Raw genomic sequence first — 25,176 nt, 5'->3', positions numbered from 1 at the left:
ACAGATGAGCTATCAATCGCTGGAACAATGCCTGCTGGAACTGGAACAAAACAAACAACTGGTCCGCATAAAAGAAACGGTGGACCCTTACCTGGAAATGGCAGCCATTCACCTGCGGGTACATGAGGCGGGCGGGCCTGCACTGTTGTTTGAAAATGTAAAAGGCAGCAATTTCAGGGCAGCTTCCAATATTTTTGGCACACTCGAAAGAAGCAAATTCATATTCCGGCACAGCCTGCAAACCGTGCAGCAACTGATCGCTTTAAAGAACGATCCTGTAAATGCCATTAAACATCCCATTAAAAATTTTAGTACCGGTATGGCGGCCTTAAAGGCATTGCCTTTGAAGAACCCTTTGCAAAAGCCCGTATTGTTCAGCGAAATAAAACTCTCCGAAATTCCGCCAATACAACATTGGAAAATGGATGGCGGCGCTTTTGTAACACTGCCGCAAGTGTATACCGAAGATATTGACAAGCCCGGCATCATGAATGCCAACCTGGGCATGTACCGTATACAACTATCCGGCAATGATTATGAAAAAGACAGGGAAGTGGGATTGCATTACCAGCTGCACCGCGGTATTGGTGTGCACCAAAGCAAGGCCAATAAAAAAGGGCAACCCTTGAAAGTAAGTGTATTTGTGGGCGGCCCGCCATCGCACAGCGTGGCGGCAGTAATGCCCTTACCCGAAGGCATAAGCGAAATGACCTTTGCAGGAGTACTGGGCAACCGCCGTTTCCGCTATATGTACAAAGATGGTTTTTGCATCAGTACCGATGCTGATTTTGTGATCACCGGTGAAGTGTATCCCGGGCAGAACAAACCAGAAGGCCCTTTTGGCGATCACCTGGGCTATTACAGCCTTACACACGATTTTCCTTTAATGAAAGTACATAAAGTGTACGCCAGGCAAAATGCCATCTGGCCCTTTACTGTGGTGGGCCGTCCGCCGCAGGAAGATACCAGCTTCGGGCAATTGATACATGAAATTGCCGGCAGCGCTTTGCAGGAAGAGATACCGGGACTGAAAGAAGTACATGCTGTGGATGCTGCCGGGGTACATCCTTTGTTGCTGGCCATTGGCAGCGAACGCTATACACCTTATGCACCTGCCAAACAACCTGCGGAAATATTGACCATTGCCAATCATATCCTCGGAACGGGGCAATTAAGTCTTGCCAAATTTCTCTTCATCACAGCTGATGATGAGAATAAATTATCGGCACATAACGTTGACGGATACCTGCAATTTATTTTTGAACGTATCAACCTGCAAAGGGATATTCATTTTTACACCAATACTACCATCGATACATTGGATTACAGCGGCACCGGCCTCAATAGCGGCAGTAAAGTGGTACTGGCAGCTTATGGGGAAAAGATAAGAACACTGGCTACAACTGTGCCGGATTGCCTTAATAATTTACAGGGATTTGAAAATGCTCGGCTTGTAATGCCGGGAGTAGTTGTGTTGCAAGCAAAAAGGTTCAGCGATTACAGTACAGCTCAAGCAGAAATGCAAATGCTCAATACTCAATGTTCAATTTTCAATGCTCAATTGCAGAACACGCCGGTAATAATCATTGCTGACGACGCCGGCTTTGTGAGCGAAAAGCTGAACAACTTTTTATGGGTAACCTTTACCCGCTGCAATCCATCGCATGATATGTATGGCATTGACAGCTTTACAATCAATAAACATTGGGGCTGTAACGGGCCGATGGTATTTGATGCAAGGATAAAGCCACACCATGCGCCGGTGTTGGAAAAAGATCCTGCGGTGGAGAAAAATATCGACCGGTTATTTGAAAAAGGGGGCAGCCTGTACGGCCTGTTATAGTTTTTTTATCACGATCTTTTCGCTGTATTCTCCCAGCACATCATTAAAGAATTTTTTGGCTGCCAGGAATTTTGCCGCCGGTATCTTGTATTCATCCAGCTCCAGCCTGGCCGTGGTGATGATGCGTTTATTCGCCTCATCGTATTGGTAAGTGCTGCTGAAATTACCGAATTCAAAATTTATCTGTTTGGGCTTGGGCAAGGTTTCCAGACCATAGCCAGCAGGCAAATTGTAAATAGTGGTATCGGTCTTTACGAATGGATGACGAAAATAAAAATCCTGCGTACGGTTCTCGGCCCTGGGCAATGCGTAGCGCCATAAGCTGTACACACGGGGATTTAAGAATTGTTTATTGCCCGCAGTGAATTCCGGTATCTTTTCAATATTCATCTGCAGCTTTACAGGTACCGTTCTGTTTGTTTTATCATAGTCCAGCACAAATTCATCGGGTTGTAAAAAACCCAGGTCTTCTACCAGGAATTTTTTCTGGTCGTCTTTTTTCTGTTCAAAAAAATCGTGTAAAAATTCCTGCCGGTATTCGCCGGTGGCAAACAGTTTTGTTTCGGTGCTCCCGGAACCATCTTCGTTCAGCGTAATAGAAGAGCTGGCGCTGAAACAATTCTCAGATGCATGGCTTTTAGGTGTAGGCACCAGTTTGCCGCCATCTTCGGTTATGAGCAGTGCATTGCGGTTCTCGGTAAAATTACCCAGTACACCAAAATCGGTAGTAGTGCTGGTGCACTCCAGCCATACCGAATCGGTTGCGCCGGGCACACAAACTATTACGTGGTTAAAACTGTTGTTGGGAAAATCAGGGTCAACAGGCGCTTTATTATACGAAGCATTGATCAAAGCCTGGTAACTTTTTATACCTACTGCTGCAAGGCATGCCTGCACATAATTGCTCAACGCTTTGCAATCGCCATACTTTTTCTTATCTACAAAATCGGCTGCAAAGGGTTTAAAGCCGCCAATACCCAACTGTATACTTACATACCTGAAATTATTCTGCAGGTACGTATAAATGGTTTTTATCTTTTCTTTATCACCAGGAATATCCTTCACCATGTTTTTAAAGAACTGCTTTCTTTCTTCGGTAAGATTCACCGCATCTTTTGCAAGCGAGCCATACCATTTGCCGAAATTCTGCCAGCTGGTCATATCGCCTTCATAATCATCCAGGGCAAATTTATTGGGCGATATCAATACTTTCGGGTAACGGCTTTCGCGGCTTACGCTGCCTTCTTCGTATTCAAGCGCCGGTAAATTATCAGCGGTCCATTTGTACACTTTGTATTTATCCTCGCTGCTGATAACGGGTGTAATGGTACTGTTCTTTGCTTTAAAACGCAGGTCCATTTCAGGAGGGATCTTTGCAATGAACTCAGCATGCTCCACCGATTGTTCCGGCAGCTGCACTTCAAAATCAGGATAATCCAGCAGGCCATTGTATTTTAATTCATAGTCTATCTGTATTGTAACGGGGTAGGATGGGGCAGGCGTGTTGAGGTAATACACTTTACCATCGGGCACCAAACCCTCGCCGGTGGCCTGCTTGGTAAGATCGGAGGAATTGTATTTGCGGATCGATTTGCCATTGGCATCAAATAAATGTATGGCAAAAGCATTCAACGATTGAAACTGGTCGGAGAATTCGTAAAAGAAAAGTTCTTCTTTACCAGCCTCATTTAAAACGGTCACCACTTTGTGTACCCGGTAATAAGCCTTGTCAATTGCCTTTACTTCAAACTCAATATGCTCTTCTCTTTTTACAGAGTAGGCATTCTTCTTCATCGCATCGCTGATGTTTGCCGCGGTATAAACGGGTTGCTGGGCAAAGGCGCCGGTCATTATAAAAAATAACAGCAGGGTATAGAAGCTTTTTATCATTGGGCGGGTTTCTTTTTGATCACTACCTGTTCGTTCAATTTTGCAAACAGTTTTTTATAAAATTCCCTGAACTCAGGGTAATAGGCTGCGGGGTAAAATGTATGCTTAAATTCCACCGACATCCTTACATTCAGCAGGTTTTCATCGGCCTGCAGGGTGCGGGTAAAAATAATACTTGTATCCGGCATTATCATGGATATATTTTCTGGCAGCACATCATAAGTATAATCCTGCGGAATAGTGTAATTACCAAAAATGGTATAGTCCTGCAAAAAACCAAAATCAACATCACTGATGCGTTCATCGGCAACAAAGGGGTTTTTATCCAGGTCCGAAAAAAGATTGAGTGCAAAATATTTATATTCACCCGAACTGTTGAGCGCCGCACTGAATTTTACCTTTTGTTCCAGGGGCAACGAATCGGCCTCCACATTATTAACGGAAAGCTCGTCTATTTTTAAAGCCACACCGGGCTGTGTAAAATATTCTTCCTTGAATGCATCTTTGTTTTTCAGCCAGCTGTCGCAGCGTTGTTTGCGTGCATAATCATTACAGTTCACCAGGCAATCGCCTTTCATGATACCATTGGCATCTATCTCGCCATGCACCGCCGTCATCACTTTATATTTATGCTTCAGATCAAACAACTCTACCCATTCGCCCGATGCGGTATGAATGATAAGGCCCTGTGTATTCACCACCCGTTCCGGCAGCAGTTTGTAAGAGGATGTTTTATCCGTGGCATCCAGTATAAAATAACTGTTGCCCACTTTTACATGCGCCATTACTGTATTGAACTGGTTGATGAATGGATAGAATTTATTCACCAGCCCATTGTCCCTGGTGCTTAGAAGGATGGGAGAGGCCAGCACATCCGCTTTATTGAGCATACATACCAGCATCAGGTTGATATCGGCGCTGCTGCCCGTTTTTTTATTGAAGGCCGAATTGATGCCATTGTAACTATAAATATCATCATCGCCATTCCAGCTCATGTTCCTGCGCACATAATTAAAGATATAATTCAACCGGCTAACAGTATCGGGTAGTCGCTTTGCCTGTTCAATTACCGCTTCTGCCGAAGTAGGCGCCCATTCCAGCTGTTTGCCAAAATCCTCGTCTTCGTTCAGCAGCTTCACCACATCGTCCCAGGTCTTGCGCAGGTCGGCTATCCTGTTGTCGCCATAGTCTATCTGCGACAGCTGAAACTCCAGCCTTTGCTGGTAATCCCTGGCGGAGCCCATAAAAGGTTCATCCCGCAGGCCAATAAGATTGCGCATGATGAAGTTCTTTTTCAACACTTTTGCCGTGAGTATGCCTTCGTTGGTGGAGATCAAACCGTCCTTTACACTTTCCTTTACTTCAATACTGTCTACCACGGTGGGCCTTACAGAAAAACGGTAAAAGGCCGGTACATTGATCTGGTATTCGCTGTAGCGGGTGGGTATCCTTTCCTGGAACTGCCAGTCCTTTAAATTATGATCGGTCTGCCTTTCCATGGTGAACTTATATTCTATCACACTGCCCACTTTTGCTTCGGGAAATGCAATGATCATCTTGCTGTAATAGCGGTTGATCCTTTTTGAATAGATAGAACTTTTATTTACTTCCGTAACTTTTACATTACCCGATTCATCCAGGTTGTAAGTAAGGGCATCGATCTTTACGATCCTTTCTTCCGCATTATTATCGTAGTAGGGAATGGCCACATTGGCATAATTCAACCCGTCGTTCTTCAATATTTTTATGCGTTCCCTTTTTTCAAAAATGGTATTTAAAAAAGTAATGCCGGGCACACCGCGGTCGTAATAAAAATTACCCCAGTCCAGCAGTATCATGGCTTCGGCGCCTTTATCAAAATCGCAGTCCTTCATTAAAAGATCCGCTTTATCGATCTTGCCAAAGCCCGGGATATCTTTTTGTGCATGTGCGTGTATGCATACCTGTAAGGTAAGCAGTACAAAGAACAGTTGTTGTTTTATATGCGTGGTATTTACAGGCATCAACTCTTTTTATATACGAATTGTTCATTTAAAAAATCGAACAGCTTTTTATAGAACTCTTTAAAATAGCCGTATTGCTGGTTCATGTAATAAGGCTGCCTGAATTCCAGCACGATCCTGGAGGAAAGCGTATCGTTGCTGATACTGGAATTGCGGGTGAAAACGATACTGGTATCCGGCATGATCATCTTTAAATTTTTGGGCAATGCATCGAAGGTATATCCCTTGGGGATAGTTACATTGGCCGTGATGGTATAGCTTTGATTGGCGCCAAAGAACACATCCGAAAATCTTTCATCCGCCACAAAAGGATTTCTTTCCAGGCCTGAAAAAAGATTGATGGAGAAATAATTGTAATCGCCGGAAGCATTCACTTTCTTTTCAAAGTTGAATTCCTGCACCAACGGTAAGCTGTTATCATTTTCATTGATGATATTCAGGCTGTCGATGGTAATGTTCTGTTTCATGGGGTTGAGCCATGCCTCGGTGAATTTCTGTTTGCCTTCTTTTAATTTATCCAGCCTTATAAAGCGGCTGTAATCAACCGAAGTTACATTGGCGATACCTTTGATAGTGCCTTTATCATCAATGGTGGCTTCCATGATGGTGGAATTATCAAAGAGCTGGTCCTCGTTCCACAACACCCGCCAGCCCCAGTCGTAGGTATCTATCTTATTTATGACCAATCCTTCGGAATTGACAACAGAAAAAGGCACCAGGTAAGAAGGGGTGTATTTATCCGTAGCATCCAGTACATAATAGCTGCTGTCGATGGTAACATAGGCCATCACTTTATTGAACTGGTCAAAGCCCGCCACACGGGTATTGATCATGCCATTATCCCGGGTGCTTACCAATACGGGGTGGGCATCCAGGTCGGCATCCCGCAGCAGGTTCACGAGTATCAGGTTGATCTCGCCTGCTGTTCCTTTTTTATTTTTCCACGCCGCTTTTACACCATCCAGGGCCCAGATGCCATTCGTTTCATCCCACTGCATGTTCTTTTTTACATACTCATGTATGATGCTCATTTTTTCAAAAGCGTCTTTTTTATTTGCCAGCAAAGCATCCAGGTCGCTGGTACGGGGAATGTTCTTTTTTATCTGCAAACCAAAATCCTCGTCTTCCATCAACTGGCGGATGATGCCCGGCCAGGTACGCAGCAGGCTTTTACGTGGCATGCCGTCAAAATCCACTGCCATCATCTGCGGGCTCAGTTGCTGCAGGTAATCATCATCGCAGGTAATAAAAGCTTCGTCCCTTAAAGCCGGCACTTTTTGCATGGTATAGGTCTTTACGCTCCTGTTGCCACGGTAGCTTTCGTTTTCCCTTACATCCAGGCCGCCCTTGGGTGTGGCAGAAACGATGAGTTCCTTCGGAAAATCCATAGTATAACTGCTGAATGCCACGGGAATGGACCTTTGAAAATACCAGTTCTTAAGACCATAAAGATCCATTGCCACATCTTTGTATTTATACTCAATGATGCTGCCCGGTTTTACGTCGGGAAATGTAAAGATCACTTCCGAGTATCTTTTGTTGATCTGCTTGTGAAAGATGGCATCCTTTTCCACCTTGGTAAAAACAATATTGCCGCCTGCATCCAGGTTAATGGTTTCGGCAGAAAGGTTCTTGATATCCTCCGCATTTTTGTAGGAAAGATAACGGATATGGATATCCGCAGCCTTGGTGCCTTTCGTATTCAATATCTTGATACGTACATGCCTTTCCAGCTGTGTGCTTACAGGGGCGTAGGCATTGTTCAGGTTAAGGTCGCAATAAACTTCGCCTACATCAAACAGCACCAGGGCTTCGGCAGCATTGTCAAAATCGCAGTCCTTCATTTCAAGGTCGGCTTTTTCAACTTTGCCAAAGGCAGGTGTTTTTTGAGCATTGGAGTTTAAAGAAAGGAAAAAACTTAGGGATAATAATACAATTGCTGATTTCATAAACGGGTTAAATTGTATCGTAAAATAAATATTTTTAAACAATTTGAGTCGATCTTATTGTAATTTTATTTTAAATACAGCGCTATGAAGATGATACAACTGTTTACGGCGATCCTTTTACTGGCATCCTGCAATGCACAAAATAATGCTGTTCAGTTAAAGACAAACAATAATGGTAATACGCTGCTGTGGCAGATCAGTGGTAAACAACTGCCTGCACCCAGCTACCTGTTCGGCACTTTTCATCTTATCTGCAAAAGCGATATTCCCTTTGGCGCACAGTTAAAAACAGCGGTAAAAACAGCCCGGGAAATGTATATGGAACTGGATATGGACGATCCCGCTACGGTAATGGGTGGCCTGCTTTTAATGAATATGAAAGGGGATACCACGCTTAAAAGCCTTTATACCAAAGAAGAATATGAAAAAGTATCGGCTTTTTTTAATGATACCCTGCACACACCGGTAAGCATGCTGGGCAGTATGAAGCCCTTTTTTTTAATGGCCATGCTGTATCCAAAAATGTTGCCCTGCAAAACCATGAGCGGGGTGGAAGAGGAGCTGGTAAAACTGGCCAAGGAAAATAAAAAAGAAATAAAGGGGCTGGAAACAATGGCCTTCCAGGCATCCGTATTCGATAGTATCCCTTATAAACAACAGGCCATGGAATTATTAAAGACCATCGATAGCCTGGAATCCTACAAAAAATACTTTGCCAATATGGTGGAGGTATATAAGAACCAGCAGATGGATAAGATGGAAGACCTGATGACCAAGAGTGAATTTGGTATGGAAGATAACCAGGACCTTTTACTGGACAACCGCAACAAAAACTGGGTGCAGCAACTGAATACCATCATGAAAAAAGAAAGCGTGTTTATAGCCGTAGGCGCCGGGCATTTGATGGGGGATATGGGGCTGATCAGTTTATTGAGGAAAGAGGGGTATACAGTGCTGCCGATTGAAAACTAATGCAAAGTACAGAGTGCGGAGTACTGACAACTTTGTACTCTGTACTCGAAACTACTTAATCACCACCTCCCTCACCGCTTTTTCCCCCAGCGCTTCGTTGATGCGTACAATGATATTTTCTTTTTGATACAGTAATTCGTTCTTGAGTGGCGCTACGGATGAAGTGATGTAGAGCGTATGATTAATGATCTGTATCTTATCAGTGTATTTGGCAATGGTTTTGCCCATCAGTTGTTCCCACACTTCTTCAATGCGCACGGCCTGGATGCCGCTTTTTAAACGGCTCTGCTGCAAAAACTGCTGAATGGCATCCTGTAAAGATATTTCGCCCATATTATTTGATATGCATGATGTATGAACCGGTGATAAGGTTGCCGGTAAATTTTTTATCCCACACCCGGAAGGAAACGGTCACAAAATTCTTTTTGTCCTTTATCTCTGTGATCACCGCTTTCAGGTTGATGTATAAAGCATCGTCGGGGCTTACACCTTCGTTATCAAAAGCCGAGAAAAGGTCTTCTGAATCCAGTATCACTTCGCCATTGCTTAATACGATCTTTTCCTTACCTCCGGGAAAAACCTTGCCATTTATTTCTTTGAAGCCTTTGCTGAGCACGATCTTTAAATTCACCTTCTGGTTCAGCATTACAGTATTGCCTTCGGGCACATTGCTGTTATCTTCATCAAATACCAGGTAGGCCTCTTTTACCACAAATCCTTTTACGGTAAGTTTAATACCATTGGCATAAGTAGGCGCAGCTACGGCAGCCGCTTTAGGCTGTATGCTTTTTGCCTTGGGCTTTTGCGCCATAAGCCCGGCCGGCAGCGAGGCAGCCAGCAACAATACCGGTACAATACGTAGTGAATGAAGGTTCATGCGGTGGTTTTTTCCGGCGGTAAAAGTAAACATTCCCGCCCGATTTATTGGGGCAATTCTATCAGCTGGTATTTTACCGCCAGGCTGTTAAATGCCTGCTGCAGCCTTTCGCGGTGGGTATCTGTAATGAATACCTGGCCGGTATTTTCGTTGCAAACCCAGGCCAGCAGGTGCTGCATGCGGTTATCATCCAGTTTTTCAAACACATCATCCAGAAACAAGAGCGGTGCAAAACCTTTGTTGCGTTTCAGCAGTTCAAACTCGGCCAGTTTCAGGGCAAATAATAAGCTTTTGCGCTGGCCCTGCGAGGCCGTATTTTTAAACAACTGCCCGTTCAGCTGCATGGCAATATCATCTTTATGTATACCGCCATTGGTGCGCTGCAGTATAAAATCCTTTTGCCGCCAGTTGTTGAGCACGGCTGCAAGGTCGCTGTTGTTCAGCTGGCTTTCGTATTGCAGCGTTACGGTTTCGTTATTGCCTGCGATCTGGTTGTAGAATTGCTGTACCAGCGGTATCAGGTCGGCTGTAAATTGTTTGCGTTGGTTGTATATAAAATTACCGGGAGCTACCAGTTGTTCATCCAGCACTTCCAGCAGCGGCCAATCTGTTTTACCCTGTTCGGCAAAGCGCTTTAACAGGCTGTTGCGCTGCTGCAGCACTTTGTTGTATTGTATCAGTTGTAAAAGATAACCCGCATCCATCTGGCTGATCACCGTATCCATATAGCGCCTGCGTTCTTCACCGCCGCCTGTTACCAGTTCTATATCATCGGGCGCCACCATTACGGCCGGGAATTTGCCGATATGCTGGCTCATTTTTTCATACGCCACATCATTCAGCAACAGTTCTTTTTTGCCCACACCGCGGTGAATGCACACCAGCTTTTCGGGCACGGCATTATTCTCCAGCATTGCTTCCAGCCTAAAACCGTCTTTACTGAACTGCACCGTCAGCGCATCCGTTTTGGTAAAATAACTTTTGGTAAAACAGCAATAGTAAATGGCATCCAGCAGGTTGGTCTTGCCCATACCATTAAGCCCGCAAATGCCGATCACCCTTTCTGTAAGATCGAAAGCGGCGAAATCGTAATTCTTATATTGGGTGATACTTATTTTATTAACGCGGAGCATTGAGGGTGCAAGATACGGCAGAAGGGGGTAAGGGGAGCAGACACAAGGGGAAAAGACACAAGGGAGAGCTTGTATTTTAAAAGTCAGCGAAAAACTGCACACATTACCAACGTCCAGCTTCTCCCTTGAAGCTTTTCCCTTCTGTCCGTATCAGGGAAAAAATCAATTTACAAACTGTAGGGAGAAAACCTAAATCCCTTATCTTTGCCGCCTAAAATTTATATACCTTGGCAACAAAGTTTTCTAAAGAAACTTATTTATACTGGTACGAACTGATGCTGCTACTCCGCAGGTTCGAAGAAAAGACCGGTCAATTGTATGGAATGCAGAAAATCAGGGGCTTTTGTCACCTGTATATTGGCCAGGAAGCAGTTGCTGCCGGCTGTATGACTGCTACAAATCCCGATGATAAATTTATTACCGCTTACCGTTGCCATGCCTTAGCTATTGCAAAAGGCGTAACGCCTAAAGCCAGCATGGCTGAGCTGTATGGTAAAGCTACCGGTTGCAGTAAAGGAAAGGGTGGCAGTATGCACCTTTTTGGTGTGGACGTAGGTTTCTTTGGCGGTCACGGTATTGTGGGTGCACAGATAGGCACCGGCGCCGGGCTGGCCTTTGCTGAAAAATATAAAGGCACCAACAATGTGGCGCTTTGCTTTTTTGGTGATGGCGCTGCACGCCAGGGTATGCTGCACGAAACTTTTAACATGGCCATGCTGTGGGACCTGCCGGTGGTTTTCATTTGCGAGAACAACCACTACGCAATGGGTACTTCGGTAGCACGTACCAGTAAAACACTGGATATTTATAAACTGGCTGATGCCTACGATATGCCTGCCGATTCAGTAGACGGTATGAGCCCCGAAGATGTACACAACGCTGTACTAAGGGCTGCCAACAGGGCCAGGGAAAAAGGCGGACCTACATTTTTGGAAATAAAGACCTACCGTTACAAAGGGCATAGTATGAGTGACCCTCAGAAATACCGCAGTAAGGAAGAGGTGGAAGAGTATAAAGAAAAAGACCCGATCGATCATGTACTGACCACACTGCAGAAACAATTTAAAGTACCTGATGCAGATATTGAAGTGATCAACGAAAGGGTGAAAAAAGAAGTGGAAGAAGCCGTTCAGTTTGCAGAAGAAAGCCCCTGGCCAAGTGATGATGAACTGCTGAAGGATGTATATGTGCAGGAAGATTATCCTTTTATTGTAGACTAAAAAATTTCATAATTCTTATCTTAATTAAATAAAAAAAATGGCAGAAACGAAAGTTCCGGTTGAAAATGTGGAAACCAATGCAGCGGTGGAAAGAGCAAAGGGTTTTTGGGCAAAATTCAGCAGGCCCATCATGTATATTGGCGGCGCAATAATTGTACTAGCCTGCGCATGGTTTGGTTACAAGTATTTATATAAATTACCGAATGAGGCCAAGGCCAATGATATTGTATTCCCTGCAGAAAAGCTGTTTGATAAAATGGCGCAGGTATCCAGCTTTCCGAAAGATACAGTGGGTATTGTGTTGAACGGCGGTATGGTAGATGGTGAAAAAGTAAATGGGTTATTGACCTTTATCAATAACTATGGCGGTACTGCTGCGGGCAACCGTGCACAGTATATTACCGGCGCCTGCTACCTGCACCTGGGCGAGTTTGACAAAGCGGTGAAATACCTGAAAGAATTTGATGGCAATGGTGCTACGCAGATATCCAGCGCTGCTTACAGGATGCTGGGCGATGCGTATGGCGAATTAAAAAAGAACAGCGAGGCTTTGGCTGCTTATAAAAAAGCAATTGACGCTGCTGCTGATAAAGATGATATCACTAAATTCCTTGCCACTTCAAGGGCTGCATTGTTCTGCGAAGCTACCGGCAATACCAAGGAAGCGATCACATTGTTTCAGCAACTGAAAGATGAGTTCGGCAGGGATTTTTACAGGAATAACAGGATCAGCTTTGACCCTGATAAATACCTTGCAAAACTGGGTGTAACGCCATAATTAACCGGTTGATTGGTTAACTGGTAAAACAGGAACCGTTACAATTTGAAGTGTTCTCACGATTTACGACTCACGATTCACGACTCACGCAATGTCTACCAACTCTTCAAACTTATATAATACTACAGGCATCCAACTACCAAAGGATGCCTGTGTTGTAATTGTACGTACCGAATGGAATGCCGAAACCATCGACAAGCTGGAGGCGGGTTGCATTAAAGTACTGCAGGAAAATAAAGTGCAGTACAGGGTCATCATGGTGCCCGGTGCCTTTGAGATCAGCTTTGCGGTAAAGAATTACTGGGAAGCGCATAAATACAAGGAAGACAAGCCGCATGCCTTTATAGCGCTGGGCTGCGTGCTGCGGGGCGATACGCCACATTTTGATTATGTATGCAAAGCCGTTACCGATGGCGTGGTACAGCTGAACCTGAGCTTACCCGTTCCCACTATTTTTGGTGTGCTTACGGTGGATACCCAGCAGCAGATAGATGAAAGGGTAGGCGGCAAACATGGCCATAAAGGAGAGGAGGCCGGTATTACCGCTTTAAAAATGATGGCGCTCAAAAACTCATTTAAATAACTGGATATGAAAAGCAGGTATACGTTAGGGTTAGCCGTATTATTGTTGATGACAGCCTGCAGCAATAACGACAAAACACCCGCTGCCACTACAGATACGCTGAAAAAAGATACACCTGTTGCGGCACAGCCTTCTATACGGGTGCCCATTGCAAAGGAGAATGACCTTATTGATACACTCAATACTTTATCTTTTGTAAAGGAAAGCAGCAAGTACATTGATTCGATCAGTAATCATAAACACAGCCTGGCCTATATTATTGATACCACCGATACGGAGTACACGGTAACGGCCGGTTACAACGGGGCAGAGCGGTTTGAGACCTACTATAATTTTTCTATTGATAAAAAAACGCGGCAGATAAAAGTGCAGGATGCTATATCCGGCGATATGGTAACGCCGAAGGAATTTGAGCGGATGCGGAAAGCTGCGAATAAACAATAAGACCATTAGCAATGAAAGTTCACATATTTATACCCTGCTTTGTTGACCAGCTTTACCCGCAAACGGCTTTTAATATGGTAAAAGTGCTGGAAAAAGCCACCTGCGAAGTGGTGTACAATGCCAACCAGACCTGTTGCGGCCAGCCGGCTTTTAATGCTGGTTTTTGGGATGAGTCCAGGGCCGTGTGCAGTAAATTCTTAAAGGATTTTGAAGGGGCCGATTATATTGTGGCACCCAGCGCCAGCTGCGTGGGTTTTGTAAGGAATTATTACGCCAAGCTGTTCGAGAACTCCTCGCAGCACAACCAGGTAAAGGACTTAAGCAAACGCATATACGAATTCACCGAATTTTTGACCGACGTACTGCATATTGAAAATTACGGCGCTGAACTAAATGCCAAAGCCACTTACCACGACAGCTGCGCCGCTTTGCGGGAATGCAAGATAAAGGAAGGGCCCCGCAGGTTACTCTCGCACGTAAAAGGCCTGCAGCTTACCGAAATGAACGACGTGGAAACCTGCTGCGGCTTTGGCGGCACGTTTGCTGTAAAATTCGATGCCATCTCCATTGGCATGGCCGACCAAAAGACCCGGAATGCAGCCGATACCGGCGCTGAAGTGATCATCTCCACCGATCTCAGCTGCCTGATGCACATTGATGGCTACATCAAAGGAAAGAACTTACCACTGAAGACCATGCATATTGCCGATGTGCTGGCAAGTGGCTGGGAGTAAAATTCATTGTAATGTTCAAACTGAAAAGTATTGCAATAATCTGTTTGGGTATTTTTTTATTTGCCTGCAATAACAATCAAAGTGCAGTTAAAAACATTCCGGTAATTCCCGATTCAGCTTATTTATCCATCAATTTTCCAAAGTTCAAAAGCATAAAGCTATTGTACCTCGATAGTGCTGTATATCCTAAGTTTGATATAAAAGAAATAGACAGCCTTGTTAAACTGAAAATTTTGGATGGTAATTTTCAATTCTTTACCTTTTTGGATTCCTTAGGCAGGCCATTAAGCAAACACTATGATGCTGTAGTATTAAAACAGGATGAACAAACAGAACTGGTTAGATCTTTAGGTAAATATTATGCTAAAGATGATCCGGGTCCGCCAAAATGCGGTGCTCAGTACCGGGATGCCATCGTATTTTATGACAGTATTGGTAAACCCGTTGCACATATTGAAATATGTTTTGGATGCGGTGTATTTAACTTCAGCAGATCACTGCCAATTGACGAAACAAAATGTAACAGGGACAGCATGATGAAAAAGATCACTTTCTTTTTTAACAGGATGGGGATTCCCCGGAGATATCCACATATATAAATAAAGAGCGCATTTTCTTTGCCTGAAAATGCACTGTATTTTTTAAAAGAACACCGCCAGCTTCAACCTCGCAAACAACGGCGTACCCGGTGTAAAATTCAACTCTGTTACCGCATTGGGTTCATTCATCAGCCTGCTTTCTGTTGCAAACTGCGCTTCATTCCATTTTACATTCAATAGGTTTTCAACAGATAAGCCGATCTCGTATTTAAGCTTCGTATAATTTACTGAAGCATCCAGTAAAAAATAGCCTTTCGCAATTACAGAATTATCTTCATTGGCAGGGCGGCTTTTTATGTACCGGTATTTGATGCCGCCGTTAAAGCCCGTGGGTTTTTTATAAAACAAACCGCCGGTGCTGGTTGCAGTAGGCGCCAATGGAATATAGTCCTGACCCTTGGCTTCATCCCTTGCCCTGGGCCTTGTAAAATTTACATTGGCATTGGCAAATAAATATTTACTGAATTGATAACGGGCAATGATATCAATACCTTCCCTTTTTGTTCTGCCGCTGGGCTCCACATTGCCATCATCACCCACGTACACAAACTCCTGCGCCAGGTATAAATTCCAGGCGGCAATATTCAGCAAAAGATCTTTGGTGGGTTTTAAAATTACGCCCAGGTCCATACCATAAGCAGCAGGTAAAATTTCTTTACCATCATTCGCAACCACTACTCTTGTATCATTGCTGTGAAAGCCCTTACCGGCCTTTACATACAATTGCACTTTTTTGCCTGCATTGTATTGTATATTCAGCTTGGGACTTACAATCGATTTGCTTTGCGACGGTTGCTGCACTGAAGTGAGCCGGTCGAAATATTTAAAATGGAAATAATCAAAACGCAGGCCTGCATCAATGGTCCAGTTACCATTAGTGATTTGCTGTTGCGAAAAAGCCCAGCCATTGGTCTCGTTAATATCACCATACTTTATATAATCCAAAAATTGTCTTTTAACAACATGCGCCAATTTGCTGCCGTCGGTTTGATTATTTCTTACACCAATACCATCCGTGGAATTCAGGATCCATTTACCGAAAAAATATTTTTGTTTCAACTTGGATGAAAAGCCCAGTATATTTCTTGCTTCTGCCTGGTTGATCTCATCACCATTAACAGGATCGTTGAGGTAAAAAGTAAAATCGGAATAAAGGTTGAATTTATACCGGTTGTAAAAAGCCTGGTTCTCCCACACAAAACCATTGTTGAACTGATGGGTGAGCAACAGGTTGGCATTATACCTTTCTGTATTACCACCTTCAGTAGGATCAATACTTCCAAAGCGGCCGATCATACCGCTTTCCACGGCACGTTCAGGAATTTGCCCGCTGGCATCCCATTTACTTTTAAATGCAGAGGCCGAAAAAGTCAAGCCCGTTGCAGCCGATAAAGCAGCATTGTATTTTGCAAACAGGTTGATGCGGTTGAAATTTTGTTTGTGCTCTGTAGGCCCATCCGTATAATTGAATTCTCCTGCAACATAAGCGCTCTGTTTATCCTTGTTCTTTTTCAGCAGGTCTATCATGGCCAGTGTTCTGAAACTGTTGAACCTGCCGCCTTCCAACTGCACCATACTTTTAGGAATATTTTTATAAGTGGAAAAAGCCACATAGCCCGCCGTATTTAAATTACCATGCTGGGTATAATAAGGGCCGGCGCCAAAATCAATATTGCTGATCGTTTCAGGAATAATAAAATGCGAATCGGCATAACCCTGGCCATGTGCATGGCTCACCATATTCACCGGCATACCGTCAACGCTTACCTGCACATCGGTACCATGGTCGCAATCAAATCCTCTTAAAAAAATCTGCTCGGCCTTACCGCCACCGGCATGTTGTGCAATGAATAAACCCGGCACCAGCCGCAATAACTCCTGTGTGTTTTTAACCGGGCTTAAAGCAAGATCGATCTTTGCAAGCGAAGTAAATTTATTCTGCCCGCCCGCCTGCAGTTTAATATCATCCAGCCGGATGGCATCGGGCTGCAGTTCCACTTTTACAACAGTACTGCCGGGGTTCACTAAAAAAGTTTTGTATCCCACATGCGATACCAGCAGCGTGGTACCCGTGCCGTTTGTTTTCAAAAGAAAAAAACCATTGTTATCAGTGATGGCCCTTTCGGTATTATTACCGTTGATCGTAACAGAAGCAGCTTCCAGCGGTTGCCTGCTGCCGGCATCAATTACAATGCCTTTTATAACGGATTGCGCATTACCGGTACAACAAAACAACAATGCTGCAATAACATATAATAGATGGAAACGGGGTTTCCTCATAAAATAAATTTTACAATGAATAAGGTACTGGCTCCCGTATGCAATAGCATAGGGACTGCCATTTTACTGGTCGCCGGTAAATGAAATAAATAAAGAAGTTTGAAAATAGCGTTAAGCTCTTGGGGGAGGATAGAATTTAAGTACACTGCCGCTCACAACAGCAGGTATGGAGGATAAGTTATAGGGAGCAACTATTTGCGGAATGAAAAAAGCATGCGAAAACAGGGAAGCACAGGTGTATTCGCTGGAAAGATCGTCTTTTTTTACAACAACACCTGTAGGTTTATCCTGCTGATCGTCCCTTGTTTCTTTGGCAACATCATAATGCACATGGTATTTACCATGCTCGTAATGCACGGTAGCCATATGATGTGCATAGAACAGCACATGGCTCACAAAATCATTTACATAAGGCAGCACAGGCTTGAACATTACTACGGTGTAGCTCAGTAAAGCGATATGTAGTAATAATTTTTTCATGCAGGTGGCTGAAAATTAAAGATACTGCGTTTTAGATAGCCCATGTTTGTTTTGTGGTAACCGCCTGTATTTTGGGGGTTAACGCACAGGCAGTTTAATACACCTACGCAAAAAAAGCCGCCCCGGTTCTTTTTTGTTTAAAATCAGGCGCTTTTACCGAACTCAAAGTATTGAGTTCTCGTACATGATAAGAAATGTACAACATGAAATGCGTTTTCTTTAACCTTTTAGTGATCACCGCACTGTTTTCCTGTAAGCAAGCTAATAAACCCATTGTATCAAAAGTATTGGTGGATAGCTTAATAACACATTACACTACACCACAAGCTGTAAAAGACAATGCGGCAGATATGCAGTTCTGGAAGAACAGGATCAATCCTAATAGTCCCGACTATTCCAACGCATTAAAATACGCGGCCACACTCATCAGCCGTTTTCATTTATCAGGCGATATACATGATATTAAAACTGCGGACAGTGTATTACTCAAAACAGCTGCCGACTTCAATGGCAAAGAAGCCGGTCCTTATCTTTCACTGGTGGGCCATTATATATTGCAGCACCGTTTTAAGGAAGCCGACTCCATATTTCACCTGGCAACAGCCATCGGTATAAAAAAATACGAAACTGCCGCTACTTCATTTGATATCAATTTTGAATTGGGCAGGATCGCACTTGCAAAGCAAGACCTGTCAACTATTAAAAGCAACAACGATTATGGCTACCAGTTCAGGAAGAGTAAGATGATGCACTTTAGCGGCGATCTTGATTCTTCCATTAGCGCCATGCGGACAGCAGCGCAAAATGCAGGACGGGATGTAACATTAAAAATGGCAGCGCTATCCAATGTAGCAGATCTGTACATACATGCAGGCCAGCTGGATAAAGCCTATGATTGTTATATGCAGTGCATACAAACAAATCCGGCCGACATGCACAGCATCATGGGTATTGGATGGATCGCATTGATGAATGATAAAAATGATTCGCTGGCAGAAAGTATATTTAAATTTGTAACTACCAAAACACAGTCGCCCGACCCGCTTTTTAAACTGGTATCAGTAGCCGAACAAAGAGGGGATAGCGCACTGGCGCTGCAATATGCACATGCATTTGAAGCCAAAGCATCCGATACGATCTACGGCAATATGTACAACAAATACCTGCTGCAGTTATACACCGGCCAGTTGCAGCAACCTGCCAAAGCCGAAGCCATTGGTAAAAAAGAACTCGACAACCGTGCCACGCCACAAACCTACGCCTGGTATGCATGGGCCTTGCTTTGCAATAATAAAAAAGACGAAGCGTATAGCATCTATCAAAAATATGTATCCGGCAAACCCCTGGAAGGATTGGAATTGTACTGGATGGGAAAACTAATGCGCTCCCTCGATAAAGGATACAACGCCAGCCAGTTCTTCAAACAAGCCAACAAAAACTACTACGATCTCGACCCCACCATCCAAAAAGACCTCACAAAAAATCTTGAATAATAAATAACACAGAAGCAAAAAAGAATATTACTTCGATAAAAAGCTGTGACAATAAAATATAAAACCAAGCATAAGTGGCATACACCGTTTGCTGAAAGCAAGACGGCGGCAAAGGGATACAAGAGTTTTTATTTTTTGTACACGTTTAAGAAGCAGCATATTTATGCGTAGTCCTGGACCACCGATCAGGGAACAAATGCACAGTTTACAGTAGTACAAAAGCTCAATCAGGGAACCCACCGGCAAGGGGGATGTAATCCCTTGCCGGGCTCCTTTTTGGTTCTTTTTTGGAGAAGCAAAAAAGAACAATACTTCGACAAGGGAAATGTAACAATCAAATATAAAACCATGATAAAGTGGCATACGCCGTTGGCTGAAAGCAAGACGGCGGCGAAAGGCCCTTAAAACCAATAGTACAAAAAAGTAAAAGTGCATCATCACTGATGCACTTTTTATTTGATTGGGTTAGTAAGTAAAAAAGAAAAAGTTTATGGCGCAGCCGTAAAAAATATCCGCTGCACTAACCAAAACGCTGCAACAACACATATTATTGTGGATAAAGGTATAACAATATACCTCCTGTAATAAGGTTTTTTACCAAACCACCTGCCCAGCAACAAATACGCCGCCAGTATCACCGTGATCTGCCCCAGCTCCACACCCAGGTTAAACATCAGTAAAGAAGTAAAGTAGGCATTCTTCGGCAATCCCAGTTGCCCTAAAGCACTTGCAAATCCCATTCCATGAATTAACCCGAATAAAAAAACAACACCGATACGGGTGGCCTTTAATTTATTGGAAAAGATATTCTCCAGCGCAACATATAAAATGGATAAAGCGATCAGCGGCTCAACAATACTGGAAGGCGGTTTGATGATCTTGTACATCGATAAACCCAGTGTAACAGTATGCGCTACCGTAAAAGCAGTGGCCTGCCATAGCACAGGTTTCAATTGCGGATTCAGTAAAAATAAACTCAGTACAAATAAAATATGATCTAAACCCAGCGGAAGGATATGCTGGTAACCCAGCTGCAGATATAAAACAGCGGCATCTGTTTTACTCATGTTCTCCAGGTCGGTCACACTATCATGCGCAAATACCCTTTGCGAAAACAGGAAGCAAAGCAAAAGACAACCCAGCATTTTCAGGTGCAATTGTTGACGCTCCGGTTTCATGATTGATTGTTTAAGTATTGTAATGTACGAAAGCAAAATTAAAAAGGATTGCGTGAATTGTTATAAAAGCAAAAACCGGAAACAAATTTCCGGTCCCTGCAATTATAACCAAGATCAGTGTATGCTTACCAAGGAGTGGCAAGATAGGGGAAGGCCCCTAAAAAAGCTTTATCATTGGCATCCACATGGTCACTTGTTAAAGTGGGATTGCTGCCACCGGTGGAACCGCCGAATATCAATGTCAATTCATTGTCAATTACATCATCCGCTAAACCCCTGCCGGTTAAATAATCAGTGGTGGAGGTAAAGAATTTAGTGGTACCTGTGGTGGATACATTCAGCACATCTGCTGAAAGAACACCGGTAAATGTTGCGGCATTCAAACCCAGTGCATTGGTGGTATAACCCGGGTTTAAAGCCAGTAATCTTGTTTGGAATTTTGCCTGGAAGGCTGCACTCATTGCCGAAGGGGCAGTAACATTGAATGCATCTTTATCAGCTGCGGCTGTAACAAAAACGGTATTAATGGCGGGCCTTCCAAACTGGTCCTGTTGGTCATAATAAACAGTGGCAGGCATATCATCGCTCTTTTTGCACGAGGTGATCAAAACGCTCCCTGCAAATATGACGGTCAATAATTTTATGATCGATTTCATTGTATGTTGATTTAGTAAGATGATTGATTAGATTTTCTTTTTGGTTTCCAGCCATACATTGATAGTACCGGTAGCACCGATCAATGTTTTAGGTACTTCCAGCACCACGCTCATTACATTGGTACCTGCAAAAGTATCCGTACCTGGGTTGGCAAAACCTGTGGCAGTACCCGCAAGAATGGCTTTGTATTTATTCAGGTCAAAATAGAAAGGATCATCACGTGGCCCTGCAAATACTTTTATACCGGTGCTGCCGGTAGCAGTAACAGCAGCAGAACTGTAAGGGGTAACAGCTACTTCGGCAGTTAGGTTGCCTTCCAGTTTACTCTTGGTGCCGGTGGCAGAAGGCATAACGGGACCGTATACCTGCATTTTATTGCTGGCGGCATCATATTTACATTGTATCACGAGGTCTTCAATATTGTCGCCTGTTTTATCAATATTGAATTCCAGTACGGTGTTCTCGTCAAATTTAGCAGTGGCAGAAGCAGCAGGAGTCAATAAGCCCTGTGTATTAGCTACAAATACCAGGTTGTTGGGGTCAGCAGCCCGGAAAACATACATATCTGTAATATCCGAAGGCTGGTTCGTTACGGCAGGAGTATCAATATGGTCGGCAGCATAGATAATTCCACCAGTAACAATCAAAGCTCCCACTAATGTTGTGAGCAAAAGTTTTTTACGTTTCATTGTTAATAGTTTTTTGATGAATTGATTAAGATAATTGCCGGCAAGGCAACAGTAACACTTACGGGAGAAGAAGCATTCCGGTTTTACTAAAGATTGTTTTTTCCAGTTTTATTTTTCTGTGTACAATTTTCCCCGCTACAACTGCATCTTGATTACACAGTGCTTTAAATATGTTTGCACACATAAAATATATCCCTATTTTTGAAAAACATTTCCACCATTAAGTATCAATTATTCATTATTAATTATTCATTGCAATGTCGTATTGGTTAGTAAAATCAGAACCTTCCGTATACAGCTGGGATCAACTGGTAAAAGAAAAAGAAACCGTTTGGAGCGGCGTACGTAATTATGCAGCACGCATTAATTTAAGGGCCATGAAAAAAGGCGACGAAGTATTATTTTACCACAGCAACGAAGGGGTGGAGATAGTAGCCATTGCAAAAGTTTCAAAAGAAGCCTACCAGGATCCCACCATTGATGACGACCGCTGGGTAGCCGTAGATATAAAACCCGTACGCAAACTAAAAAAGTCCGTACCGCTCGACGTATTGAAAAAAGACAAACGCTTTGCTGATATGGACCTCGTTCGCCTGGGCAGGCTGAGCGTACAGACCGTAAAAGACGACGAGTGGAAAATGATCATGGAACTGGCGGGAGAAAAATAAAAATCACTTTAACAATTTTAACGGGTTACTTATTCATTGTTTTTTGCATTATGCAAAGGATGCATCCTGTATTCTATTAATCAAAATCAAAAAGCAATTTTATGTCGGTCCTAAAACCCTTTTACAGGAGTGTACTCCTGTTGCTCATCCTTGCGTCCTGTCATAACGGTACCCAACAATCATCTGGTGAAGTCGATCACTTAACACGAAAAGTGGATGCCTTAGATTCCCAAAAAAATACTATAGAAGAACAACCAGCCAATACCGAAGATTATAGTACCATAGTGGAGAACGGTTTTTTAAAAGCCAAAGAAAATCCGCTCTCTACATTCTCTATCGATGTGGACCAGGCAGCCTACAGCAATGTGCGGCGCTATATACAAAACGGGGCCATACCACCCAAGGGTGCAGTACGGCTGGAAGAAATGATCAATTATTTTGATTACGGTTATGCGCCGCCGGTAAATGGCGATCCCTTTGCCGTGCATACCGAAACAGCTGTTTGTCCATGGAATGAAAAACACCGCCTGCTGCAGGTAGGATTAAAAGGCAAGGAGATCGATAACACCGAATTGCCACCGGCCAACCTGGTGTTTTTAATTGATGTATCCGGCTCTATGAGCGAACCCAATAAATTACCCCTGGTGCAATCCTCTATGAAATTACTCATCAATCAATTAAGAGAGCATGATAAAGTGGCCATTGTGGTGTATGCAGGTGCAGCAGGATTGGTGTTGCCATCCACCAGCGGCAATAACAAAATAAAGATCAAACAAGCCATCGATAACCTGGAAGCGGGAGGTTCCACCGCAGGCGCAGCAGGTATACAACTGGCTTATGAAATTGCCAAAGAAAATTTTATACCCAACGGCAATAACAGGGTCATACTGGCCACCGATGGCGATTTTAACGTAGGCACCAGCAGCGATGATGAACTGGTAACATTGATAGAAGCAGAAAGAAAAAGCAATATCTTTTTAACCGTACTCGGTTTTGGAATGGGGGATTATAAAGATAACAAAATGCGGCAGCTGGCCGATAAAGGCAACGGCAATCATGCTTATATAGATAATATCAATGAAGCAAAAAAAGTACTCGTGAATGAATTTGGCAGCACACTCTTTACCATTGCAAAAGATGTGAAGATACAGGTGGAATTCAATCCCGCAAAAGTGCAGGCTTACCGGTTGATAGGATACGAAAACCGCATGCTGCAGCAGGAAGATTTTAATGATGATAAAAAAGATGCCGGGGAACTGGGTGCAGGCCATACCGTAACTGCCCTGTACGAAATAATACCGGTGGGCATAAAAGATGAATTCACCACTGCCACCGATAGCCTGAAATACCAGCGGCCGGCAACAGTGGTAAACGATTTCGGTAACGAAATGCTCACGATCAAACTGCGTTATAAAACACCCACCGGCAACGAAAGTAAATTAATGGTAACACCGGTACCCGAAAGCAATACAGCATTTGAAGAAGCTTCAGCCGATTTCCGCTTTGCTGCATCTGTGGCATCATTTGGAATGCTGTTAAGAAACTCCACCTACAAACAAAACAGCAGTTACGAAGATGTGATAGGCTGGGCTTCTATCGCAAAAGGAAAAGACAGCAATGGCTACCGCGATGAATTCATTCAATTGGTGCAGGCAGCAGCTGCATTATCAGTAGCAAAAAAATAACAGGTAAGGCACTGCATCAGCAGGCTGCAACAAACCTGGCTTATGCATTTTATTTCGATCAGCATCTCATAATATTAAACGCATTATATGAAAACAAAACTGACCATTGCAATTTGCATCATCACATTTATTTCCTGCAACAATAAAAAGCCGGAGTCGAAAAATACAACAATGGATATGCAGGAGGCTCAAATGACCACTGTAAAGGACCAGGATGAAAAAAGCAAAAAAGAACCCCAGGTACCCATTGGTACTTTACAAACGGCTACAGATTCCGGAACGGTAGCAACAGCTGCAAAGCCTGCGGCCAATCCCGACTGGGATAAAAAAATAATAAAGACGGCAACGCTGAACCTGGAAGTAAAGGATTTTAAAACCTACAATGATAACATACATAAAACGGTGAAGCAATTCGGCGGTTATATAGCAAGCGAACAACAAAATCTTACTGACGAAAAATCGGAGACGGTTATTGCAATAAAAGTACCCGTAGAACAATTTGAAGCTATGATGAACCAATTGCCGGGCGGCGATATAAAAGTATTGGAAAGAAGGATCAACACCGAAGATGTAACAGGAGAAATGGTGGATACAAAGTCAAGACTGGAAGCAAAAAAACAGGTACGGTTAAAATACCTGGAATTTTTAAAGCAATCCAAAAACATGGAAGAAGTATTACAGGTACAATCCGAAGTGAACAGTATACAGGAAGAAATTGAATCAGCAGCAGGCCGGGTGGAATTCCTGTCGCACCAGGCAGCCTACAGTACCATCAACCTTACTTTCTCTCAACCATTGCCGGGTTATAAACCGGTTGATACAGCACCCTCATTTTTTACAAGGGTAGGCAATGCCTTTAAAGCCGGCGCCGGCTGGATAGCCGACCTCTTTATAGGTCTCATTGCAATATGGCCCTTACTCCTCATCATCATTGCACTGTATTGGGGCTGGAAAAAAATTAAACCTGCCAGGAAACCCGTGATCAATACACCGGCGGGTTAAATTTGTAAAAAATAAAACA

At 43.5% G+C, this 25,176-nt stretch carries 21 protein-coding genes and 1 pseudogene; 12 read left to right on the top strand and 10 right to left on the bottom strand.

The window, feature by feature from the left end:
* The first annotated feature begins 4 nt into the window (after positions 1–4).
* Complete coding sequence (locus tag QM738_RS20260) at positions 5–1,843, top strand: UbiD family decarboxylase (protein WP_462278570.1); 1,839 nt, start codon at positions 5–7, stop codon at positions 1,841–1,843.
* On the opposite strand, the gene QM738_RS20255 is transcribed toward QM738_RS20260, so the two are convergent.
* From QM738_RS20255 to QM738_RS20245, 3 genes are read right to left on the bottom strand one after another with little or no spacing between them, the layout of a single operon-like run.
* Positions 1,838–3,733 carry a DUF3857 domain-containing protein gene (locus QM738_RS20255; protein WP_462278569.1) on the bottom strand — a complete coding sequence of 632 codons (1,896 nt, stop codon included), beginning with the start codon at positions 3,731–3,733 and terminating at the stop codon, positions 1,838–1,840. The two genes, QM738_RS20260 and QM738_RS20255, sit on opposite strands and share 6 nt — an antisense overlap.
* Positions 3,730–5,736 (bottom strand): DUF3857 domain-containing protein, encoded by a 2,007-nt coding sequence (locus tag QM738_RS20250; RefSeq protein ID WP_462278568.1) that lies wholly within the window; start codon positions 5,734–5,736, stop codon positions 3,730–3,732. The genes QM738_RS20255 and QM738_RS20250 overlap by 4 nt, the downstream gene beginning before the upstream one ends.
* On the bottom strand, positions 5,736–7,685 hold the full coding sequence (locus QM738_RS20245) for a DUF3857 domain-containing protein (protein ID WP_462278567.1): 1,950 nt from the start codon (positions 7,683–7,685) through the stop codon (positions 5,736–5,738). Before QM738_RS20245 ends, QM738_RS20250 begins: the two co-directional genes overlap by 1 nt.
* A gap of 84 nt (positions 7,686–7,769) precedes the next feature.
* Between QM738_RS20245 and QM738_RS20240 the strand changes: the two genes are divergently transcribed.
* Positions 7,770–8,657 carry a TraB/GumN family protein gene (locus QM738_RS20240; protein WP_462278566.1) on the top strand — a complete coding sequence of 296 codons (888 nt, stop codon included), beginning with the start codon at positions 7,770–7,772 and terminating at the stop codon, positions 8,655–8,657.
* Positions 8,658–8,708: 51 nt separating this feature from the next.
* On the opposite strand, the gene QM738_RS20235 is transcribed toward QM738_RS20240, so the two are convergent.
* The 3 genes from QM738_RS20235 to recF are packed head-to-tail and all read right to left on the bottom strand — an operon-like array spanning position 8,709 to position 10,667.
* Entirely contained in the window at positions 8,709–8,990 is a 282-nt protein-coding gene (locus tag QM738_RS20235) for a DciA family protein (protein ID WP_462278565.1), read from the bottom strand.
* A gap of 1 nt (position 8,991) precedes the next feature.
* On the bottom strand, positions 8,992–9,534 hold the full coding sequence (locus QM738_RS20230; protein ID WP_462278564.1) for a hypothetical protein: 543 nt from the start codon (positions 9,532–9,534) through the stop codon (positions 8,992–8,994).
* 44 nt (positions 9,535–9,578) lie between these two features.
* Positions 9,579–10,667 (bottom strand): DNA replication/repair protein RecF, encoded by a 1,089-nt coding sequence (recF, locus tag QM738_RS20225; RefSeq protein ID WP_462278563.1) that lies wholly within the window; start codon positions 10,665–10,667, stop codon positions 9,579–9,581.
* Positions 10,668–10,894: 227 nt separating this feature from the next.
* Between recF and pdhA the strand changes: the two genes are divergently transcribed.
* From pdhA to QM738_RS20195, 6 genes are all read left to right on the top strand, one after another.
* Positions 10,895–11,887: a pyruvate dehydrogenase (acetyl-transferring) E1 component subunit alpha gene (pdhA, locus tag QM738_RS20220; protein WP_462278562.1), complete on the top strand. Its 993-nt coding sequence runs from the start codon at positions 10,895–10,897 to the stop codon at positions 11,885–11,887.
* A 37-nt stretch (positions 11,888–11,924) separates the two neighbouring features.
* Positions 11,925–12,665: a tetratricopeptide repeat protein gene (locus QM738_RS20215; RefSeq protein ID WP_462278561.1), complete on the top strand. Its 741-nt coding sequence runs from the start codon at positions 11,925–11,927 to the stop codon at positions 12,663–12,665.
* 91 nt (positions 12,666–12,756) lie between these two features.
* Positions 12,757–13,248, top strand: a complete 492-nt coding sequence (ribH, locus tag QM738_RS20210; protein ID WP_462278560.1) for a 6,7-dimethyl-8-ribityllumazine synthase — start codon at positions 12,757–12,759, stop codon at positions 13,246–13,248.
* Positions 13,249–13,254: 6 nt separating this feature from the next.
* A complete protein-coding gene (locus QM738_RS20205) occupies positions 13,255–13,692 on the top strand; it encodes a hypothetical protein (protein ID WP_462278559.1) in 438 nt (145 codons plus the stop codon).
* A gap of 11 nt (positions 13,693–13,703) precedes the next feature.
* On the top strand, positions 13,704–14,426 hold the full coding sequence (locus QM738_RS20200) for a (Fe-S)-binding protein (RefSeq protein WP_462278558.1): 723 nt from the start codon (positions 13,704–13,706) through the stop codon (positions 14,424–14,426).
* Positions 14,427–14,437: 11 nt separating this feature from the next.
* Positions 14,438–15,025, top strand: a complete 588-nt coding sequence (locus QM738_RS20195) for a hypothetical protein (protein ID WP_462278557.1) — start codon at positions 14,438–14,440, stop codon at positions 15,023–15,025.
* Between the two features lie 42 nt (positions 15,026–15,067).
* Here the strand turns inward: QM738_RS20195 and QM738_RS20190 are convergent, their stop codons facing one another.
* Positions 15,068–17,305, bottom strand: a complete 2,238-nt coding sequence (locus tag QM738_RS20190; protein ID WP_462278556.1) for a TonB-dependent receptor — start codon at positions 17,303–17,305, stop codon at positions 15,068–15,070.
* A gap of 111 nt (positions 17,306–17,416) precedes the next feature.
* The gene (locus QM738_RS20185) at positions 17,417–17,785 is read right to left on the bottom strand and encodes a hypothetical protein (protein ID WP_462278555.1); all 369 of its coding nucleotides are present in this window, start codon (positions 17,783–17,785) and stop codon (positions 17,417–17,419) included.
* 203 nt (positions 17,786–17,988) lie between these two features.
* On the opposite strand from QM738_RS20185, the gene QM738_RS20180 reads away from it, so the two are divergent.
* Positions 17,989–19,278, top strand: coding sequence for a tetratricopeptide repeat protein (locus tag QM738_RS20180; protein WP_462278554.1), 1,290 nt, complete (start codon positions 17,989–17,991; stop codon positions 19,276–19,278).
* Between the two features lie 488 nt (positions 19,279–19,766).
* Here QM738_RS20180 and QM738_RS20175 read toward each other — a convergent pair whose 3' ends face one another.
* Both QM738_RS20175 and QM738_RS20170 read right to left on the bottom strand, forming a co-directional pair.
* Positions 19,767–20,456 carry a HupE/UreJ family protein gene (locus QM738_RS20175; RefSeq protein WP_462278553.1) on the bottom strand — a complete coding sequence of 230 codons (690 nt, stop codon included), beginning with the start codon at positions 20,454–20,456 and terminating at the stop codon, positions 19,767–19,769.
* A gap of 125 nt (positions 20,457–20,581) precedes the next feature.
* Positions 20,582–21,802: pseudogene (locus tag QM738_RS20170) on the bottom strand (DUF4331 family protein).
* Positions 21,803–22,059: 257 nt separating this feature from the next.
* On the opposite strand from QM738_RS20170, the gene QM738_RS20165 reads away from it, so the two are divergent.
* The 3 genes from QM738_RS20165 to QM738_RS20155 all read left to right on the top strand — a co-directional run bounded on the left by QM738_RS20165 (position 22,060) and on the right by QM738_RS20155 (position 25,157).
* Positions 22,060–22,470: an EVE domain-containing protein gene (locus QM738_RS20165; RefSeq protein WP_462278552.1), complete on the top strand. Its 411-nt coding sequence runs from the start codon at positions 22,060–22,062 to the stop codon at positions 22,468–22,470.
* Positions 22,471–22,571: 101 nt separating this feature from the next.
* On the top strand, positions 22,572–24,155 hold the full coding sequence (locus QM738_RS20160) for a vWA domain-containing protein (RefSeq protein ID WP_462278551.1): 1,584 nt from the start codon (positions 22,572–22,574) through the stop codon (positions 24,153–24,155).
* A gap of 87 nt (positions 24,156–24,242) precedes the next feature.
* Positions 24,243–25,157: a DUF4349 domain-containing protein gene (locus QM738_RS20155; protein ID WP_462278550.1), complete on the top strand. Its 915-nt coding sequence runs from the start codon at positions 24,243–24,245 to the stop codon at positions 25,155–25,157.
* The last annotated feature ends 19 nt before the right edge of the window (positions 25,158–25,176 follow it).

This window comes from Ferruginibacter sp., assembly GCF_049840995.1.
Lineage (GTDB): Bacteria > Bacteroidota > Bacteroidia > Chitinophagales > Chitinophagaceae > Ferruginibacter.
The sequence above is the reverse complement of the archived record's forward strand: the minus strand, read 5'-3'. Positions and strand labels throughout refer to the sequence as shown.

Bases quoted from the DNA above. Each gene is read 5' to 3' on its own strand.
- QM738_RS20245 (WP_462278567.1), bottom strand. From the start codon at position 7,685: ATGAAATCAGCAATTGTATTATTATCCCTAAGTTTTTTCCTTTCTTTA.
- ribH (WP_462278560.1), top strand. From the start codon at position 12,757: ATGTCTACCAACTCTTCAAACTTATATAATACTACAGGCATCCAACTA.
- QM738_RS20165 (WP_462278552.1), top strand. From the start codon at position 22,060: ATGTCGTATTGGTTAGTAAAATCAGAACCTTCCGTATACAGCTGGGAT.
- QM738_RS20215 (WP_462278561.1), top strand. From the start codon at position 11,925: ATGGCAGAAACGAAAGTTCCGGTTGAAAATGTGGAAACCAATGCAGCG.
- recF (WP_462278563.1), bottom strand. From the start codon at position 10,667: ATGCTCCGCGTTAATAAAATAAGTATCACCCAATATAAGAATTACGAT.
- QM738_RS20185 (WP_462278555.1), bottom strand. From the start codon at position 17,785: ATGAAAAAATTATTACTACATATCGCTTTACTGAGCTACACCGTAGTA.
- QM738_RS20235 (WP_462278565.1), bottom strand. From the start codon at position 8,990: ATGGGCGAAATATCTTTACAGGATGCCATTCAGCAGTTTTTGCAGCAG.
- QM738_RS20155 (WP_462278550.1), top strand. From the start codon at position 24,243: ATGAAAACAAAACTGACCATTGCAATTTGCATCATCACATTTATTTCC.
- QM738_RS20200 (WP_462278558.1), top strand. From the start codon at position 13,704: ATGAAAGTTCACATATTTATACCCTGCTTTGTTGACCAGCTTTACCCG.
- QM738_RS20195 (WP_462278557.1), top strand. From the start codon at position 14,438: ATGTTCAAACTGAAAAGTATTGCAATAATCTGTTTGGGTATTTTTTTA.
- QM738_RS20175 (WP_462278553.1), bottom strand. From the start codon at position 20,456: ATGAAACCGGAGCGTCAACAATTGCACCTGAAAATGCTGGGTTGTCTT.
- QM738_RS20180 (WP_462278554.1), top strand. From the start codon at position 17,989: ATGAAATGCGTTTTCTTTAACCTTTTAGTGATCACCGCACTGTTTTCC.
- QM738_RS20260 (WP_462278570.1), top strand. From the start codon at position 5: ATGAGCTATCAATCGCTGGAACAATGCCTGCTGGAACTGGAACAAAAC.
- QM738_RS20160 (WP_462278551.1), top strand. From the start codon at position 22,572: ATGTCGGTCCTAAAACCCTTTTACAGGAGTGTACTCCTGTTGCTCATC.
- QM738_RS20205 (WP_462278559.1), top strand. From the start codon at position 13,255: ATGAAAAGCAGGTATACGTTAGGGTTAGCCGTATTATTGTTGATGACA.
- QM738_RS20250 (WP_462278568.1), bottom strand. From the start codon at position 5,736: ATGCCTGTAAATACCACGCATATAAAACAACAACTGTTCTTTGTACTG.
- QM738_RS20255 (WP_462278569.1), bottom strand. From the start codon at position 3,733: ATGATAAAAAGCTTCTATACCCTGCTGTTATTTTTTATAATGACCGGC.
- QM738_RS20230 (WP_462278564.1), bottom strand. From the start codon at position 9,534: ATGAACCTTCATTCACTACGTATTGTACCGGTATTGTTGCTGGCTGCC.
- QM738_RS20190 (WP_462278556.1), bottom strand. From the start codon at position 17,305: ATGAGGAAACCCCGTTTCCATCTATTATATGTTATTGCAGCATTGTTG.
- QM738_RS20240 (WP_462278566.1), top strand. From the start codon at position 7,770: ATGAAGATGATACAACTGTTTACGGCGATCCTTTTACTGGCATCCTGC.